Raw genomic sequence first — 14,970 nt, 5'->3', positions numbered from 1 at the left:
TTTGGCCTCCTTGGTAGGGGTCGAGCTCAGTGCTGGTGTACACGAGAAGAGCGATGGTTCCGGTGGGCCAGGGTGACCTCGAGCAGGTTCCCCGGTGTGGGATTGCCATAGCGGTCAGCAGGTGGTCAGGAGAGGCTCCGCCTCAGAACGTGGCCGCTGCTCGAGGTTGCGTTGCAGGAAGTCTACCAACTGCTGCCAGGCTTCCCCCTGCGCACCACCCTTTCTGATTTCATCTATGCTATGCACAAAAACGTAGTATCCACAGGCACGTCGAGTCGCGCGCAATAGCCGACCCACAATGGAAGCGCCCGGAAACTGCCAATACCAGATTGCTCTGCTATCATGTCGGGGTTGTATGGTTGTGCCCCCCACCCCCGAAAACCTCGAGCGAGCCGCTCAGATTATCCGCAGTGGCGGCCTGGTGGCCTTTCCCACCGAGACCGTATATGGCCTGGGGGCCAATGCCCTGGATGCGACAGCTGCGGCCAAAATCTTTGCAGCCAAAGAGCGTCCCGGCTTTGATCCGCTCATCGTTCATGTCTCGGATCGGGCGATGCTACAGCAGGTGGTGCGGGAGGTTCCGGCAATGGCCGAAAAGTTGATGGCGCGCTTCTGGCCGGGCCCCCTCACGCTGGTGCTGCCCAGGTCGGAGCGGGTTCCGGGCATTGTGACCTCGGGGCTGCCCACGGTGGCGGTGCGAATGCCCGCTCATCCGGTAGCCCTGGAACTGATACGGCGTGCCGGGGTGCCCATCGCCGCGCCCAGCGCCAACCCGTTTGGCTACCTGAGCCCGACCCGGGCCGAGCATGTCGAGCGCATGTTGGGGAAGCGGGTAGACCTCATTCTAGACGGCGGAAGGACAGCCTATGGCGTGGAATCCACCATCGTTTTGTTAGCGGAAAGGCCCGTCCTGCTGCGTTACGGTGCGATAACGGTTGAAGCCCTCGAGGAGATGGTAGGCTCGCTCGAGTTACAGGTAGGCGAAACTCAAAAACCCCTGGTTCCCGGCCAGTTGCCCCAGCACTATGCACCACGCACGCCCATTCGTATAGCCCCTCCAGAAAGCATTCCCCAGGAAGCCCGCAAGCAAAGCGGTTATCTGGCCTTCCGGGATGTGCCCAAGGGTTTCAAGGTGGTCAAGGTACTGTCGCCAACGGGCAACATGCTGGAAGCGGCGGCCCATTTATTTGAGGCTCTGCACCAGCTTGACCGGCTGGGTTTGGAGGCCATCTATGCCGAGCCGGTGCCCGAGGAGGGGTTGGGCCGGGCCATTATGGATCGCTTGCGGCGGGCTTCCAGCACAAGCCAGACATCCTCAGAGCCCTAGCAGAGGGCACTCCATCCATAGCGAAAAGAAATTACTTTGTCCGGGACGGAAATAGCAGACTCCCGGTTCAAAATTTGCATTTTGGATCTCACTAAAGCTTTATATTGATGGGTAGGTATACCGGATTCAAAAAGATAATCATCCAAACCAAAGATCCCCCAGAGGCTATCTTTTTGAATCCTAGAGCACTCCCCTCCCGAACGGTCGGCGAAGAAAGCGTCTCCCTTCCAAGGGGGCTTACGCCCTCCGCTACGCGGATAACTTCCAAGGGGGCTTACGCCCTCCGCTACGCGGATAACTTCCAAGGGGCGGTATCGCCCTCCGCTACGCGGATAACTTCGGCCCTGTTAGTTCGCTGCCATCCGGCGCCGAACTAACCGAATCTGGTATTAGTGCTCATCTCATCCCAAGGTTATTTCCTGAAACCGCCTTAGGCAAACTGTTCTGCTACCATCATGGCCACATCAATGGCTCTTTGCACGGCCTGATCCTTGGCCTCCAGGATGGGCTGTTCGGCCCGGGTGCGCTGGGCAATAATGCCGCAGATGCAAGCCGCGGCGAACCCATATACATTCCCCATCTTGAACAGGGTTCCGGCCTCCATCTCGTAGTTCAGGATCCTCAGGTTGCGATACTCTTCAGTAATGCCCTGTAGCGTCCGTAGCAGGTGGGGGTTGGCCGAAGCGGTGCGCTCCTGCCCTTCGTAAAAGGTATCCACCGAGGCGGTAATCCCCATGGCATGGTCAACGCCTAGCCGCCTGGCAGCCTCTACCAGCGCCACCGTGAGAAAAGGGTCGGCGCTCGCAGGATACTCGGGCGGTGCAATATCGTTCGCGGCCCCCTGTCGGCACAGGGCGGCCTTGGATATGACCACACTGCCCGGCAACACATCGTCTTGAATGGAGCCGCTGGTGCCTACGCGAATGATGGTGCGGATACCGACCTGCACGAGCTCGTTTACTACGATGCTCAGACTCGGGGCGCCCATGCCGCTGGTAGCCGAGAGAACAGGTCGCCCGTTGGGCAAGAACCCCAGGTAGCTATTTAGTCCCCGGTTTTCCGAGAGGATCCTGACCTGGCTCAGCTTGGCTCGAGCGATCAGGGTGGCGCGGTTGGGATCGCCGCTCAGGATGGCCAGGGTGGGAGGGGTGTCGCCCAAGTCTTCAGGCCCAAAGCCGATGTGGTAAAAGGCTGCCATTTACTTATTATGGCATTCCTGCGCTGGTTTAGCCCAAACAATTTTTTTACCAAACAAGACTCGATCCGACCCCAAGATAGACATTTTTCTTTATGCTCATGGCGTGGACTGCGTCGTCGCCAAAGCAGGCAAGGAAAAGAAGGTACGCAATTTCTATCCAGGGCTATTCGCCGATGAACTGGAGTCAGCTCCGGACAGACCGGGCGTGGTACAGGTGTTTTCAATTCATAATGACCTCCTGGGCGTGGGCTACTACGACCCCAGGAGCCGTGTGGCCCTGCGGGTCTACCGCTTTGAGGATGGGCCGCTGGACAAGAAATTCTTTCTGCACCGCTTTGCGCAGGCCAAAGAAAAACGGGCTCGGATGGGCGATTTTCACCGTCTGGTACACGCCGAGGCCGATGGTTTGCCGGGGCTGGTGGTGGATCGTTTTGGGGAAATATTGGTAGTGCAGGTGCGTAACCGAGCCATGGAGGTTCTGCGGGAAACCTGGCTGCCCGCCCTAATTGAGGTGGTGGAGCCAGTGGGCATCTACGAACGCTCCGACATGGACAGCCGTCGGCAGGAGGGGCTGCCTGAGAAGATTGGCGTTATTTACGGAGAAGTGCCGCAGGTGTTGGAAGTAGACGAGGATGGGCTGGTCTTCCAGATCCCCATTGCCCTGGCGCAAAAGACCGGCTATTACCTGGACCAGCGCGAGAACCGCAGGTTGCTCGAGCACATGGTAGAGCCGGGCCAGCGCGTACTGGATGTGTACAGCTACGCAGGAGCCTTCGCGCTGCGGGCGGCCCGCAAAGGGGCCTACGCCCTGGCGATAGACAAAGACCTGGAGGCCCTGGGGGTGCTGGATCGCACTGCCTCCAGGCTGGGGCTACGGGTAGATATTCGCCAGGGAGACGCCCTGGAAGTGTTGGAAAGCCTGACCCGAAGCAAAACTCCACCCTTCCAACACGTACTGCTCGACCCCCCCACCCTGGTCAAGAAGCCCGATGAACTGCCCAGGGTCAAGCGGCTCCTGGTAGATTTATTGCGGCCTGCCCTGCGGATTTTGGATTCTAAGGGGTGGCTGTGGCTCTCGAGCTGCGCTTACTATCTGGGGGTGGACGAGCTGCTCGAGGTAACCCGCCGAGCCGCCGCCGATGAAGGCCGTCGCCTGCGGGTTCATGCCATCCACTACAATCCCCCCGACCACCCCTGGAGCCTGCACGTGCCGGAGTCGCTTTACCTCAAGACGGTCATTTTTCAGGACGATCCGCTCTAGAGAGGGGCCATCCGAGTTCCGCAAAATAGTCGGCAAGCGCAGTTTGAGCGCTCTGGTGCCCCGGCTGGCGCATCAGACCAAACAACTGCCCCCGGAAATGGGCCGCCTGATTAACAGCACCCAAGACACCTTGCCACTTGGGCAACCGGGCCCCTAACCAGGGCACGTAGACCTGGCTCTGGGCAAAGTAGGTGGCCAGTTCGGGGTCGTGGAGGAAACTGGCAAGCTGCTCGTAGCGGGCCAGAATCACGTGGTAGTCGGTTTCCAAGTGACCAAACTCGATGTAATATTCGGGATCGGGAGGCTCGCTCAGGCCAGAGGGCTCTCCGGCCAGCAGTTCGTACCAATCCCAATCGGCGCGGAACATCTGCTCCAAAATATCGCGCACACTCGCACACCCTGCCGCCAGGCTGTGCAAGTATTCCTCTTTAGATAACCCCCCAACAGCAGCCAGGGTTCGTCTGGTAGCCCAAACCGTATAGCGCAAATGGGTGGCCAGGTAGGTCTCGAGCCGGATCAAGGGGCACTCCGCAAAATCTGCCGAATCGCCGAGGCGTGGTAGGCGGTATGGGCAATATGGTGGATCATCTGCGTGAGCTCTGCCTCGCGCCAGAAGGGTTTTTCCTGGATGAGCGCCCGGGTCGCCTGGTACTGTTGTCGCAGTTCGGACTTGAGATGGTTCCACTCGGCCTCGCTTAACTGCCGCAGCTTCCACGATGATTGCCAGTCGGCCTCGATGCGCTGGTTATTGAACATGGCCAGCACCACGCGTAGGGTCAGCAGGGCATGGTCGGCGTGGGCTGCAATGGTGCTACCCCCCTCGGTAATGGATTGACCAGCCTGAACAGCGCTAAGGGGCTCGAGGCTGAACAAAAGCCCGTTGTACCAGCCGTAGCTCTGGTTCGTCTCATCGCCCTCGAAGGCCATCTCGAGGCCGCTCAGCAAGGCTTTGGTCAAGCCCGCATGGACAAACTTTTCCTGCTCTGAATACTCCATCCAAACCTCCCGACGGCAAAAAAAGACTATAAATTTGCCCAACTTTTCTGAAGATAGCAGAATAAATCGTGGTGTACAATCCACCCTCTGAAGGAGAGGTTATCGCTTATAAATTGCGGGCCGCTTATGCTGGTGGTGTGCAGGAAGTAAACTTACCCATCCGCGACAACATCCACGTTCACGTGGAGGTGGTGTATGCCGAGCAGCACTCGAGGCCGGGGCAGCATGTGTTCGTCTACTTCATTACCCTGGAAAACCGCGGCCACGAGACCGTACAACTTTTGAGCCGTGAATGGTTCATCCATGAGGGCAACGGCGAGGTGGGACACGTGCAGGGCGAGGGGGTGGTGGGCGAAAAACCCATCCTCGAGCCGGGGCAAAGCTACCGATACAATAGCTTTTGCCCGATTGCCCACCCACCGGGTTCCATGCAGGGGTACTACACCTTCCAGAACACCCTAGGCGAGCTGTTTCGTGTCGAGATACCGGCCTTTGCGCTGAGGCTTCCTGAGGCAGGCCCGCGGACGCTCAACTGATGTGCGGTCTAAGGAGGGCATCGCGGGAATTGATGGACGACACCCCCCTGGTTGGAGGGTTAAGATGGGTGGTGGCCGGGGCACTGCTCTACTTCCTCAAGCCCACCTACTTGCTAGCCGACCCTCACAGCCGGAACCGCTGCCGCACCGACCAGCAGCGCTCCAACTTCAAGCCCCCGCGTTTTATACCGGATTCAAAAAGAAACTATACAAAACCAAAAGCCCCAAAAGTTGTCCTTGTTGAATCCTAGAGCGGCCCTCCCGGTCGGTCGGCGAAAAACGTCTTGCTCTCCAGGGCGGTATCGCCCTCCGCTGCGCGGATGAGTTTGGCCCCGTTGATTCGTTACCGAACGGCAACGAATCAACCGAATCCGGCATTATTCCGGGCACAACGCCTATCGGGAATACCTTGACCTGGTTGGATCAAAATTGAAATATGCGCTACAAAATACCCCTTTTCATGTAACGCCCACCCATCGCTAGCTAATTCTCATTTTGGCATGGCCGGGAGTTATGAAATTCTAGCAATTACAAGGCAAATTCACAGAGGGATTCACATGAGAGCTTTAGTGTAACGGATTAAAGCTCCCTTGACTTTTGTTACGCCTTTGCGTTAGTTATAACCCCGATGCCGATTCGCCGTCACCCCGTGCGTTACACCTTGTGGTTGGCCCGAACTGGCGCTGCCCCCAAAACCCTATCCCTGCCGGTATGGATTCCCGCGGCGGTGCTGTTGGTGCTGGTGGCTTGGAGCGGGCTTAATCTATGGCTATGGCAGCGCACGGCCGAGATGCGCAGTTTGCAGATTCAGCTGGTTAGTTTGTCGGATCAGGCCCGCAAGCTCAACAATCAGCTTGCCACCGAGCGCACCCGCAACAATGCCCTGAGTCAGGATGCCCAGAGCATCCTCAAGCAGTTGCAGGTACTGGAAAGCGAGATCAACACCCTGCGCGAACGCGCCGGAATGCCCAAAATCAGGCTCCTGCCCACCCGCAACGAAGGCGGAGGGCGCGGCGGCGCCTCGGTACCGGCGGAGCTCGAGGACGTTCTCAAGTATGCCAGCCAGCAGACGGCGGCCTTTACCAGCAAGCTGAGCGAAGTCTCTCCCGCTCTCACCGAAACCCTCCAGCGGGAAGCGGCCATGCCCTATGGCTACCCCCTTCGGGGACAAACCCGCATCACCTCGTACTTTGGCTACCGTCGCAACCCTTTCGGCTGGGGGTTCGAGTTTCACAATGGCATAGATTTCCCTGCCGCCTACGGCACCGCCGTGCGGGTCACGGGAGCCGGAGAGGTGATTGAGGCTGGCTGGAAAGGGCCTTTTGGTCTGGCCGTGGTGGTGGATCACGGCTACGGCTACCGCACCCTGTATGGCCACCTGTCCTCAATTTCGGTACAGGTGGGACAAAGCCTCGAGCGCGGCGACCTGGTGGGGTTGGTAGGCTCGACCGGTCGTTCCACCGGCCCGCACCTGCACTACACAATCTTCCGCAACGGAGGTGAAGTGAATCCCACCGCGTATCTGGACTGATCATCATGCACGATAAAGGTCAAGGCTTTTGTGATAACTATCTACTGGGCACAATTTTCGAGCGATAATTTGGTTCGCTTGTCCGCCCGGAGATGTACGCGCTCTATAGACCGATTCCGCAGGGTATGATCTGGGGGTTGGTCTGCAAGGGCTCGCTTGAAAGTGAAAAGTTCGCATATGAAAGTGAAAGCAGGGGTGTAGACTATGGCGGTGTTAGGCGGAGGACGTAAAACCAACCCGGCGGCGCTCACCTACGTGAGCGAGGGCAGCGAGATTGAGGGCAACCTGAAGGCGGGAGGCAGCGCCCGCATCGACGGGAAGATCAAGGGTTCGATAGTTGTCGAGGGCGACCTCGAGGTCGGCAGCAACGCCCACATCGAAGGCGAGCAGGTCAAGGCCAACAACATCATCGTGCATGGTCAGATCAATGCCCAGGTCATCGCCAGTGGCAAACTGCACATCACCAAAAGCGCACGCGTGGAGGGCGACGTGCGGGCCATGTCGCTCGATGTAGAGGCGGGCGCAGTATTCGTCGGCCGCAGCCAAACCGGTGAACCCAGGGCTTTACCCCAGAGCACCAAAGCCGGTAATAGCTGAAAGTCGAGGGCCAAAAGCTGAGCGTTGCTGAGATCCGTGGGGCCCCCCGAGCGTCGACCTCTACTGGCCTTATACCGGATTCAAAAAGATAATCATCTAAACCAAAGATCCCCCAGAGGCTTTTTTTTGAATCCTAGAGCACACCCCTCCCTGTTGGTCGGCGAAGAAAGCGTCTCCCTTCCAAAGGGGCTTACGCCCTCCGCTACGCGGATAACTTCCAAGGGGCGGTATCGCCCTCCGCTACGCGGATAACTTCGGCCCTGTTAGTTCGCTGCCATCCGGCGCCGAACTAACCGAATCTGGTATTACTTATTGTGGCTGGACTGCGGTTGAGCTTCACTTGGTCAGGAATCACCTGGCCCCGCCCTCTTCCGCAGTAGGCTGGTAGGGTTATGGCCAAAGAGCCCCACCCCCTCGCCTCGAGCGTTACCCTTACAGTACCGCTCTGGGGGGTGGCCCTGTTGCCGGTACTGCTGATTGCAGCGGTACTTTTTTTGTGGGAGCGTAGCTCGAGCGGGCGCGAACAACTAGCCCGGCTCGAGGCCCAGTCCCGCAAGCTCACTCTAGAACTCGAGGCCGAAAAAAGCCGCAACGAAGCTTACAGCACTGAAGCCGTGCAGTTACAACAAAGCCTCCAGGTGTTAGAGGCCGAGATCAACCGTTTGCGGGTCAAGGCGGGCCTGCCCAGGGTTCGCCTGGTTCCTGAACCCGTCCAGCCCAACCAGCCCCCACCCAGGCCGGAAAATGCTCCTAGGGGCGCGGGCGAACCCATTGAGCTGGGCGAGCTGCTGCTCAGCTTACGCTCGCAGGTAGAAGGGTTTGCTGCGGAGCTCGAGGCCACCGCCCTGGCCCTCAACAACCCCCTCCCCCCCGACCCCCGCCCAGGGCGCATTCTTCGGCGCTCCCCCCCTGCCCTAGCCCGCGCGCCCCAAACCCACACCCCCGACCCGACACAATTTACGCCCAGCGGTCTGCCCTTGCTGGCCGAGACCCGCCTTACCTCCACCTTCGGCTACCGTTCCAACCCTTTTGGCGGTGGGGCCTACGAATTCCACAACGGGGTCGATCTGGCTGCTCCCGAGGGCACCCCGGTTTATGCCACGGCCGCCGGTAGGGTGAGCGAGATGGGCTGGAACCCCATCTTCGGGCTGATGGTGCTGATTGACCACGGCAACGGCCTGCACACCCTTTATGGTCATCTCTCCTCAACGTATGTGGAAAAAGGTCAGCAGGTCGAGCAAAGCAGCTTGATTGGGGCAGTGGGCTCCACTGGGCGCTCCACCGGGCCACACCTGCACTACACAGTCTACCGCTACGGGGTAGCAGTGGATCCCATGCCTTACGTAGGTATTGCCTCTAGCCGGTAGTTTTTGCACGGCGCGATTTTTCGGTAAAAAGTTTGAACCTCGTTCAAGCAAGGGGGGTTTCGTACGATTCTCATTCTGGGGTATAAGATAGGGCGTTATGGCCTTAGAGCGGCTTTTCCGCCGTCGCCGGGCACAAGGGGAGGCCAGGGACATCCCTGAGCTGTGGGTCAAGTGCCCCAAGTGCGACGCGCAAATTTACAAGAAAGACCTCGAGACTAACCTGCACGTCTGCCCCAAGTGCGAGCATCACCTGCGGCTGTCCGCCGACAAGCGCATCGAGATGCTGGCCGATGCGGGCAGCTTCGAGCAGATCACCGGCCTCAAACCCACCGACCCCCTGGGCTTTGTGGATACCGAGCCCTATCCAAAGCGCCTCGAGCGCTACCAAAAAGAAGCCGGGCGCCCCGACGCCATTGTGGGTGGGCGGTGCACCATTGGCGGTGTGGAGAGTGTGCTGCTGGTGATGGACTATGCCTTTGCTGGCGGTTCGATGGGCAGCGTGGTGGGCGAGGAGATTACCCGCGGCATCGAGCTGGCCGCCCAGGAAAACCGGGCGGTGGTAATTGTCTCGGTCTCGGGCGGGGCGCGGATGCAGGAAGCCGCCCTCTCCCTGATGCAGATGGCCAAGACCACCCTGGCCCTCGATCGGCTCTGGGCCCGCAAGCTGCCCTATGTCTCGATCCTCACCGACCCCACCACCGGGGGGGTAACGGCCAGCTTTGCTGCTATTGCCGATGTGATTTTGGCCGAGCCCGGCGCCCTGATCGGCTTTGCCGGGCCCCGGGTCATCAAGCAGACCATCCGCCAGGACTTGCCCGAAGGCTTCCAGCGCGCCGAGTTTCTGCTCAAGCACGGCATGGTTGACCAGGTGGTAGACCGCCGCCGGCTCAAGGAAACCGTGGCACGGGTTCTGAAACTATTGCACCCCAGGACGGTGAGCCATGCCGGGTAGGGGCCAGGGGTCGGGGTTCGGGGGTTGGGCTTTTGCGCTCGGGCCGGGGTGGCCGATACCCGTCACTCCTAAAGGGAGCGTCCATGCCGCTTGAGTTTGAGAAGCCCATTGAAGAGCTCGAGGCCAAAATTGCCGAGCTCGAGGGCTTCGCTGCCAGCAGCGGGGTAGACCTCTCGGGCGAGTTGCAGGTTCTGCGGGAGCGCCTGGCCCAGCTCAAATCGGATACTTTTGAAAACCTGTCCCGTTGGGAGCGGGTGCAACTGGCCCGCGCCCCGGGCCGCCCCACCACCCTCGATGTGATCGAGGGCACCATGACCGAGTTCGTGGAGCTTTATGGCGACCGCACCTTTGGCGAGGACGCCGCGGTGGTGGGGGGGCTGGCCCGGCTCGAGGGTACCTCGGTGGTAGTGGTGGGCCACCAAAAGGGCCGCGACACCAAGGAAAACATCAAGCGCAACTTTGCCATGCCCCACCCCGAGGGCTACCGCAAGGCCATGCGCCTGATGGATCTGGCCGACCGCTTTGGCCGTCCCTTCATCGCCTTTATTGATACCCCTGGGGCCTATCCGGGCATTTCTGCTGAAGAACGTGGCCAGGCCTGGGTAATTGCCCAGAGCATCCAGCGCATGGCTCGGCTGCGGGTACCGGCCATTGCCGTCATTCTTGGCGAGGGCGGCTCGGGTGGGGCACTGGCCATTGGAGTGGGCAACCGGGTGCTCATCCTGGAAAATGCCTGGTACTCCGTAATCTCGCCTGAATCCTGCGCGGCCATCCTTTGGCGCGACGCCAAGGAAGCCGCCAAAGCTGCCGAAGCCCTCAAGCTCACAGCTCCCGACCTGCTGAGCCTGGGTATCGTAGACCGAATCATCCCCGAACCAGGCGGAGGCGCCCACCGCAACCCTGCCGCCACCCTGGCGAGTATCCAGCAAGCCCTGGTGGCCACCCTGGAAGAGCTCTCGAGGCTGGGCCCCGAAGAACTTTTCGAAGACCGTTACCGGCGCTTCAGGGGCCTGGGGCGCTACCAGACCTGAGCCCTGCTTATGGTTCGACCCGCACGATTCGCGCCACCGAAGGCACGCCACTTTGGTTGATGATGAATACCATATAGTAAGTAGGAGGGGCCAGGTTGGCGCTGGCAGGTGCAGCTACCGTTAGGCTGGAGGCGTCCCTGGACTGAATCGGGAGGGCCAGGAACCGCTGGGTGTAGTTGAAGGCGTGGGTAGAAGCACCCAGGCCCAACAACGTGACCGATTGAATATTGGCCGCATCGGGGGTCACGATGGAAAAGCTCTGGCCATAACGAATACTGCTCGGCATACTGCTGATGGTGGGGCGCGCTGCCAGTGAACCGCTGCTGTTGAAAAGATACGGCGGGTAGTAAATCTCGTAGTTGAGTTGATTCACCCCGGCCCTGGCGCTCCCGCTACCCGGCTGGCATTCGGCCCCACAACCACCGCTCCCGGCGGTCCAAACGGTGGCATCGGGCAACAGCAAGGCTACCGCATGGTAGTTGCGCGGACGCTGGGCCCGAGCTGTTGTCGTCCAGGTGTTGCTGGCGGGATTCCAGATCTCGCTGTCGAAAACCGAGCTCGAGTCGTCGAAGAGGGGGCCTCTATTGCCACCATTGACGAAAACTCGACCGTTCGCCAGCAAGGTAGCGTTAAGGTGGGTGCGGGCAAAGGCCATCGAGGGGCCCGCCACCGAGGTTACACCGGTTCCGCCAAGCTCGATCAGGGTAGTGGTTGCGGTGGCCGTTCCGCCCCCGCCAATGGTTATGATGCGACCGGGTGTATACATCACCGACGAGCCGTAATAGCGGCCCGGGCCCTGACGAACCCAGGTCTGGCTACTCCACGAGCCGGCACCGGCTGTATTGAGGTAAGACATGGTGTTGTTCCAGCCTGCGTGGAAGACCAGGCCGTTGGGTGCGACATGCATCCAGGGGAAGTAGTGCTCGAAATCGCGCCCGTTGGTAGTCGCCCCAGTAAGCTGGCGCAAGGTGCCGTTGGTCTGCCAGACTTCGTGCAGGGTGTTGTTGGCCCCGGTCTCGGTCTGGCCGCCGGTAATGAGCAGTTCGCCGTTGGGCAATGGCGTGACACTTGGATACCAGCGTCCGGCCCGCATGTTGGGGCCTCGAGTCCAGGTTTTGGAGACCGGGTCGAAGATGTTGGTGTGCAGGCTGCCGTTGGGCGTGCCCAGGTTGCCCCCGGCTACCAGCAGGCGCCCATCCTGCATGACGGCCCAGCCCGCGCAGAAGAGGTCGGTGGTGTTGTTGTTAACCTCCTCGAAGGTGTTTGTGACCGGATCCCACAGGGTCACGATGGAGCTCTGGTGGAAGGCCGCATTGGCATCCTGCATATCGCGGTAGACCCCAATGCGGTCGTAGCTGTACCAGGCAATCACCTTGCCGTCGGGCAAGAGTGCCGCATGGGTCGCCACCAGCGGGAAGTCGCGCACCGGGCCAAAGACCCCCCGGGTACTGGCAGTGCTGCCTCCGTTGATCGGGGCTTCGATGGGCGGTGTGGTCACACTGGCACTGGCGGCTGAACCCCGAACCCCGTTCACCAACGCAACGACCTGATAGCTATAGGTTGTGCTGGCCGAGAGGCCGTTGTCCACAAAGCTCGAGGCCGTCGGCGACCCCACCTGTACAAAAGAACCCGAGCTACCGGTGCGCCGCTCCACAATGTAGCTGCTCGCCCCGCTCACAGCCGACCAGTCCAGGTAGACGCTACCTGCCGAAAGCCCTACGGCAATCAGGTCGGTTGGGGCTGCAACGGGGTCGGGCTGGTTGCTATCAGAGTACAAGTAGCGCTGGGGAATGATTTCTCTGGGCTGGCTGGGACTGCTCCAGAAGAGTTGGGCTACCGCCCCAACCCCACTCTCGTAATATTCCATTCGAACAGTGTAGCGTTGTCCAGCAACCAAAGTAATCGTTCCACTGCGTTCGGTGGGAGACTGGTTCACCCATCTATCAATGAGGAGTTGGTTGTTGACCCACAAACGCACCCCATCGTCGGTGCGGGTGATGAAAGTATAGGTTTCACTGAAGCGGGCCTCGAGCTGACCTGTCCAACGCACGCTGAAGGTATCCGGGCCAATCCGGGGATCAGGAGAGCCCGTACCCCAGTTGAAGTTGATGGTGGCATCGGTGCGGGTGAAGCTGGTGCCGGTAAAGTCTATGTTGTCGTAGTAACGCCCCGAAAGGCCATTCCCGCCTGTGGCGGCTGCCGGAGTGGTCACCTGTTGCTCCACACCCCCGCTGCTACCGGCGGCATTGACGGCCCGCACCCGGTAGGTGTAGGTGGTGTTGGCCGTGACGGTGTTGTCGGTGTAGGTAAGGGCCGTAAGGTTGCTGGCCAGTACGCTGTAGCTGCCCGTTCCCACCCGGCGATCCAGGGCATAGCTAGTCGCCCCCGTGACCGCACTCCAGTTCAGCACCACGCTCGAGGCCGAGGTGGCGTTGGCCGTAAAGGTGGAGGGATTGGCCGGGGGTTGGGGCTGGCTCGAGCCAGCAACCCACTCAAACCAGTCGTAGTTTCCGGCAGCAAAGTCGGTGGCTGAAACCGCCTCAAAGGAAAATCGCACCACCCGGGTGCCGGCAGTCAGGGGAATGGCGGCGCGGGTGACGGTGTTGTAGGTATTCCAGTCGCCCGTCGCCGGCACGTCCAACAAGCCGGTCACATCCTGATCGTCTACCAGAACCCGGAACCGGGCTCCGGCCATCCGGTTATTGACCCGCACCCGCAGGTCGTAGTTGCCGGTCTGGGCCACGGCCACGGTGTACTCGAGCCACTCGCCCGCCGCAGTCCAGCCCACCAGGCCCCACCCCGTACCGGCCAGCACGTCTACCGGGGTATCGCGGTAACTCCCGCCCCGATTGAGGGTGTCGCTATCGGAGAAAGAGATACCCTGACCGCCCGCATCGAAGTCTTCGAACTGAATCAGACCGGGAACTGGCCAGGGGGTGCTGCGGCCATAGGGGGTTTGCTGGGGGTTAGCGGCAGGGGTGGTGGTACTGGTCTCGACCCCGGTGGTAATTTCTGTGCCGTTGGTCGCTTTTACCCGGTAGGTGTAGGTGGTGCTGGCCGTCAAGTCTGTATCGGTAAAGGTGGTGGCGGTGGGGGTGGCAATCTGGGTAAAGCTGGTGCTGGGGGTGCGGCGCTCGAGGATATAGCCGGTGGCTCCGCTAGAGGGGTTCCAACTTAGCGCAATGCTGGTAGGCGAGGTAGCCGAAGCTGTAAAACCGGTCGGGTTGAGGAGGCCGGTGCTTCCCGCGCACACCAGCCGGGCATTGGCCCAGTTGGCGTGATCGTAGTAGACGTTGTCTCCCCCATCGCTGATAACCAGGCGCAGTTGCTGTCGCCCGGTCACGTCTACATCAATTGCTTGGCTTGGGCTATTGCCCCGCATTACCCCAGAGTTGAACAGGCTCACACCATCGGCGAATACCTGAAACACCACCGAGCCCCACTGGGTCTGGGTATCTATCTCATCATCCAGGCCCACCACGGCTTGAAACCGGCTACAGTTGGCCTCCAGGCTGTATACAATCTCCGAACTGGCGTGTGCACCCAATCCTTTAGCATAGGTCACCCCGTTGAGGGTGAGGGTACGACCATCACCTGCCACCGTCTCGCCATTGCTCTGGTCACGCTCCACCGGCCCCCAGCCGTTGGTGGCGGTTACCCAGTTCAAGTCGCTCAGGAATACATTGCCCGTAGGGGCAGCCATGATGCTCAGGTTGCGGTCTTCCCAGAGCTTGGGCCCTAATCGGTAGGGTTGAGGGACGTTGGAACCAGGGCTCGAGCACGCCGCCAGAACCACCCCCAACATCAAAAGCCAAAGTTTGTTGTTCCAATACGACATCATATCCAAACCCCCGGCCGCTTCCCGGCTGTGTCATTTATCTAAATGGGCTGCCATGTATTTATCAAAGATTTAGCTTGATGTAATGCGTGTCTAATTTATTTTAGCTGAATTCGGGACATTCGCCCCGTTATTTCTTTCGTTATTCCCGACTGGTGGGCAAGAAACGATTTATAGCAAATTCGGTTAGTTCGCCGCCAGATGGCGGCGAACTAACCGAATCTGGTATGACCTGTTCTGCGGGCGCTAGAAGCCTGCGCCCAAAGCTCCATCAATCGGCGAGCCCTGCACCAATCCCAGGCCCTCTTCCTTGAACTCTCCTTCTGGATTGCTTCA

Annotated in this window: 12 protein-coding genes; 8 read left to right on the top strand and 4 right to left on the bottom strand. The window is 60.0% G+C overall.

The features are described 5' to 3' along the window. The first annotated feature begins 355 nt into the window (after window positions 1-355). Window positions 356-1,327, top strand: a complete 972-nt coding sequence (locus Q0X23_RS09415) for an L-threonylcarbamoyladenylate synthase (protein WP_297860050.1) — start codon at window positions 356-358, stop codon at window positions 1,325-1,327. Between the two features lie 430 nt (window positions 1,328-1,757). Here Q0X23_RS09415 and Q0X23_RS09410 read toward each other — a convergent pair whose 3' ends face one another. After that, window positions 1,758-2,525, bottom strand: a complete 768-nt coding sequence (locus Q0X23_RS09410; RefSeq protein ID WP_297860049.1) for a nucleoside phosphorylase — start codon at window positions 2,523-2,525, stop codon at window positions 1,758-1,760. Window positions 2,526-2,628: 103 nt separating this feature from the next. Between Q0X23_RS09410 and Q0X23_RS09405 the strand changes: the two genes are divergently transcribed. Continuing rightward, window positions 2,629-3,786, top strand: coding sequence for a class I SAM-dependent rRNA methyltransferase (locus Q0X23_RS09405; protein ID WP_297860048.1), 1,158 nt, complete (start codon window positions 2,629-2,631; stop codon window positions 3,784-3,786). Here the strand turns inward: Q0X23_RS09405 and Q0X23_RS09400 are convergent. Continuing rightward, window positions 3,761-4,306, bottom strand: a complete 546-nt coding sequence (locus tag Q0X23_RS09400) for a DinB family protein (RefSeq protein ID WP_297860047.1) — start codon at window positions 4,304-4,306, stop codon at window positions 3,761-3,763. The two genes, Q0X23_RS09405 and Q0X23_RS09400, sit on opposite strands and share 26 nt — an antisense overlap. Next, window positions 4,303-4,782, bottom strand: a complete 480-nt coding sequence (locus tag Q0X23_RS09395) for a hypothetical protein (protein ID WP_297860046.1) — start codon at window positions 4,780-4,782, stop codon at window positions 4,303-4,305. Before Q0X23_RS09395 ends, Q0X23_RS09400 begins: the two co-directional genes overlap by 4 nt. 137 nt (window positions 4,783-4,919) lie before the next feature. Between Q0X23_RS09395 and apaG the strand changes: the two genes are divergently transcribed. From apaG to Q0X23_RS09365, 6 genes are all read left to right on the top strand, one after another. Further along, window positions 4,920-5,318 (top strand): Co2+/Mg2+ efflux protein ApaG, encoded by a 399-nt coding sequence (gene apaG / locus Q0X23_RS09390; RefSeq protein ID WP_297860045.1) that lies wholly within the window; start codon window positions 4,920-4,922, stop codon window positions 5,316-5,318. Window positions 5,319-5,946: 628 nt separating this feature from the next. Beyond that, window positions 5,947-6,849 (top strand): M23 family metallopeptidase, encoded by a 903-nt coding sequence (locus tag Q0X23_RS09385; RefSeq protein WP_297860044.1) that lies wholly within the window; start codon window positions 5,947-5,949, stop codon window positions 6,847-6,849. Window positions 6,850-7,053: 204 nt separating this feature from the next. Beyond that, entirely contained in the window at window positions 7,054-7,446 is a 393-nt protein-coding gene (locus Q0X23_RS09380) for a polymer-forming cytoskeletal protein (RefSeq protein ID WP_297860043.1), read from the top strand. A 392-nt stretch (window positions 7,447-7,838) separates the two neighbouring features. Next, complete coding sequence (locus Q0X23_RS09375; RefSeq protein ID WP_297860042.1) at window positions 7,839-8,813, top strand: M23 family metallopeptidase; 975 nt, start codon at window positions 7,839-7,841, stop codon at window positions 8,811-8,813. A gap of 97 nt (window positions 8,814-8,910) precedes the next feature. Further along, window positions 8,911-9,765, top strand: a complete 855-nt coding sequence (gene accD / locus Q0X23_RS09370; RefSeq protein ID WP_297860041.1) for an acetyl-CoA carboxylase, carboxyltransferase subunit beta — start codon at window positions 8,911-8,913, stop codon at window positions 9,763-9,765. 83 nt (window positions 9,766-9,848) lie between these two features. Further along, window positions 9,849-10,796, top strand: a complete 948-nt coding sequence (locus Q0X23_RS09365) for an acetyl-CoA carboxylase carboxyltransferase subunit alpha (RefSeq protein WP_297860040.1) — start codon at window positions 9,849-9,851, stop codon at window positions 10,794-10,796. A gap of 7 nt (window positions 10,797-10,803) precedes the next feature. Here Q0X23_RS09365 and Q0X23_RS09360 read toward each other — a convergent pair whose 3' ends face one another. Further along, the gene (locus Q0X23_RS09360) at window positions 10,804-14,601 is read right to left on the bottom strand and encodes an NPCBM/NEW2 domain-containing protein (protein ID WP_297860039.1); all 3,798 of its coding nucleotides are present in this window, start codon (window positions 14,599-14,601) and stop codon (window positions 10,804-10,806) included. Between the last annotated feature and the right edge of the window lie 369 nt (window positions 14,602-14,970).

The organism is Meiothermus sp. (genome assembly GCF_026004115.1).
In the GTDB taxonomy this organism is placed as follows: Bacteria; Deinococcota; Deinococci; order Deinococcales; family Thermaceae; genus Meiothermus.
The sequence above is the reverse complement of the archived record's forward strand: the minus strand, read 5'-3'. Positions and strand labels throughout refer to the sequence as shown.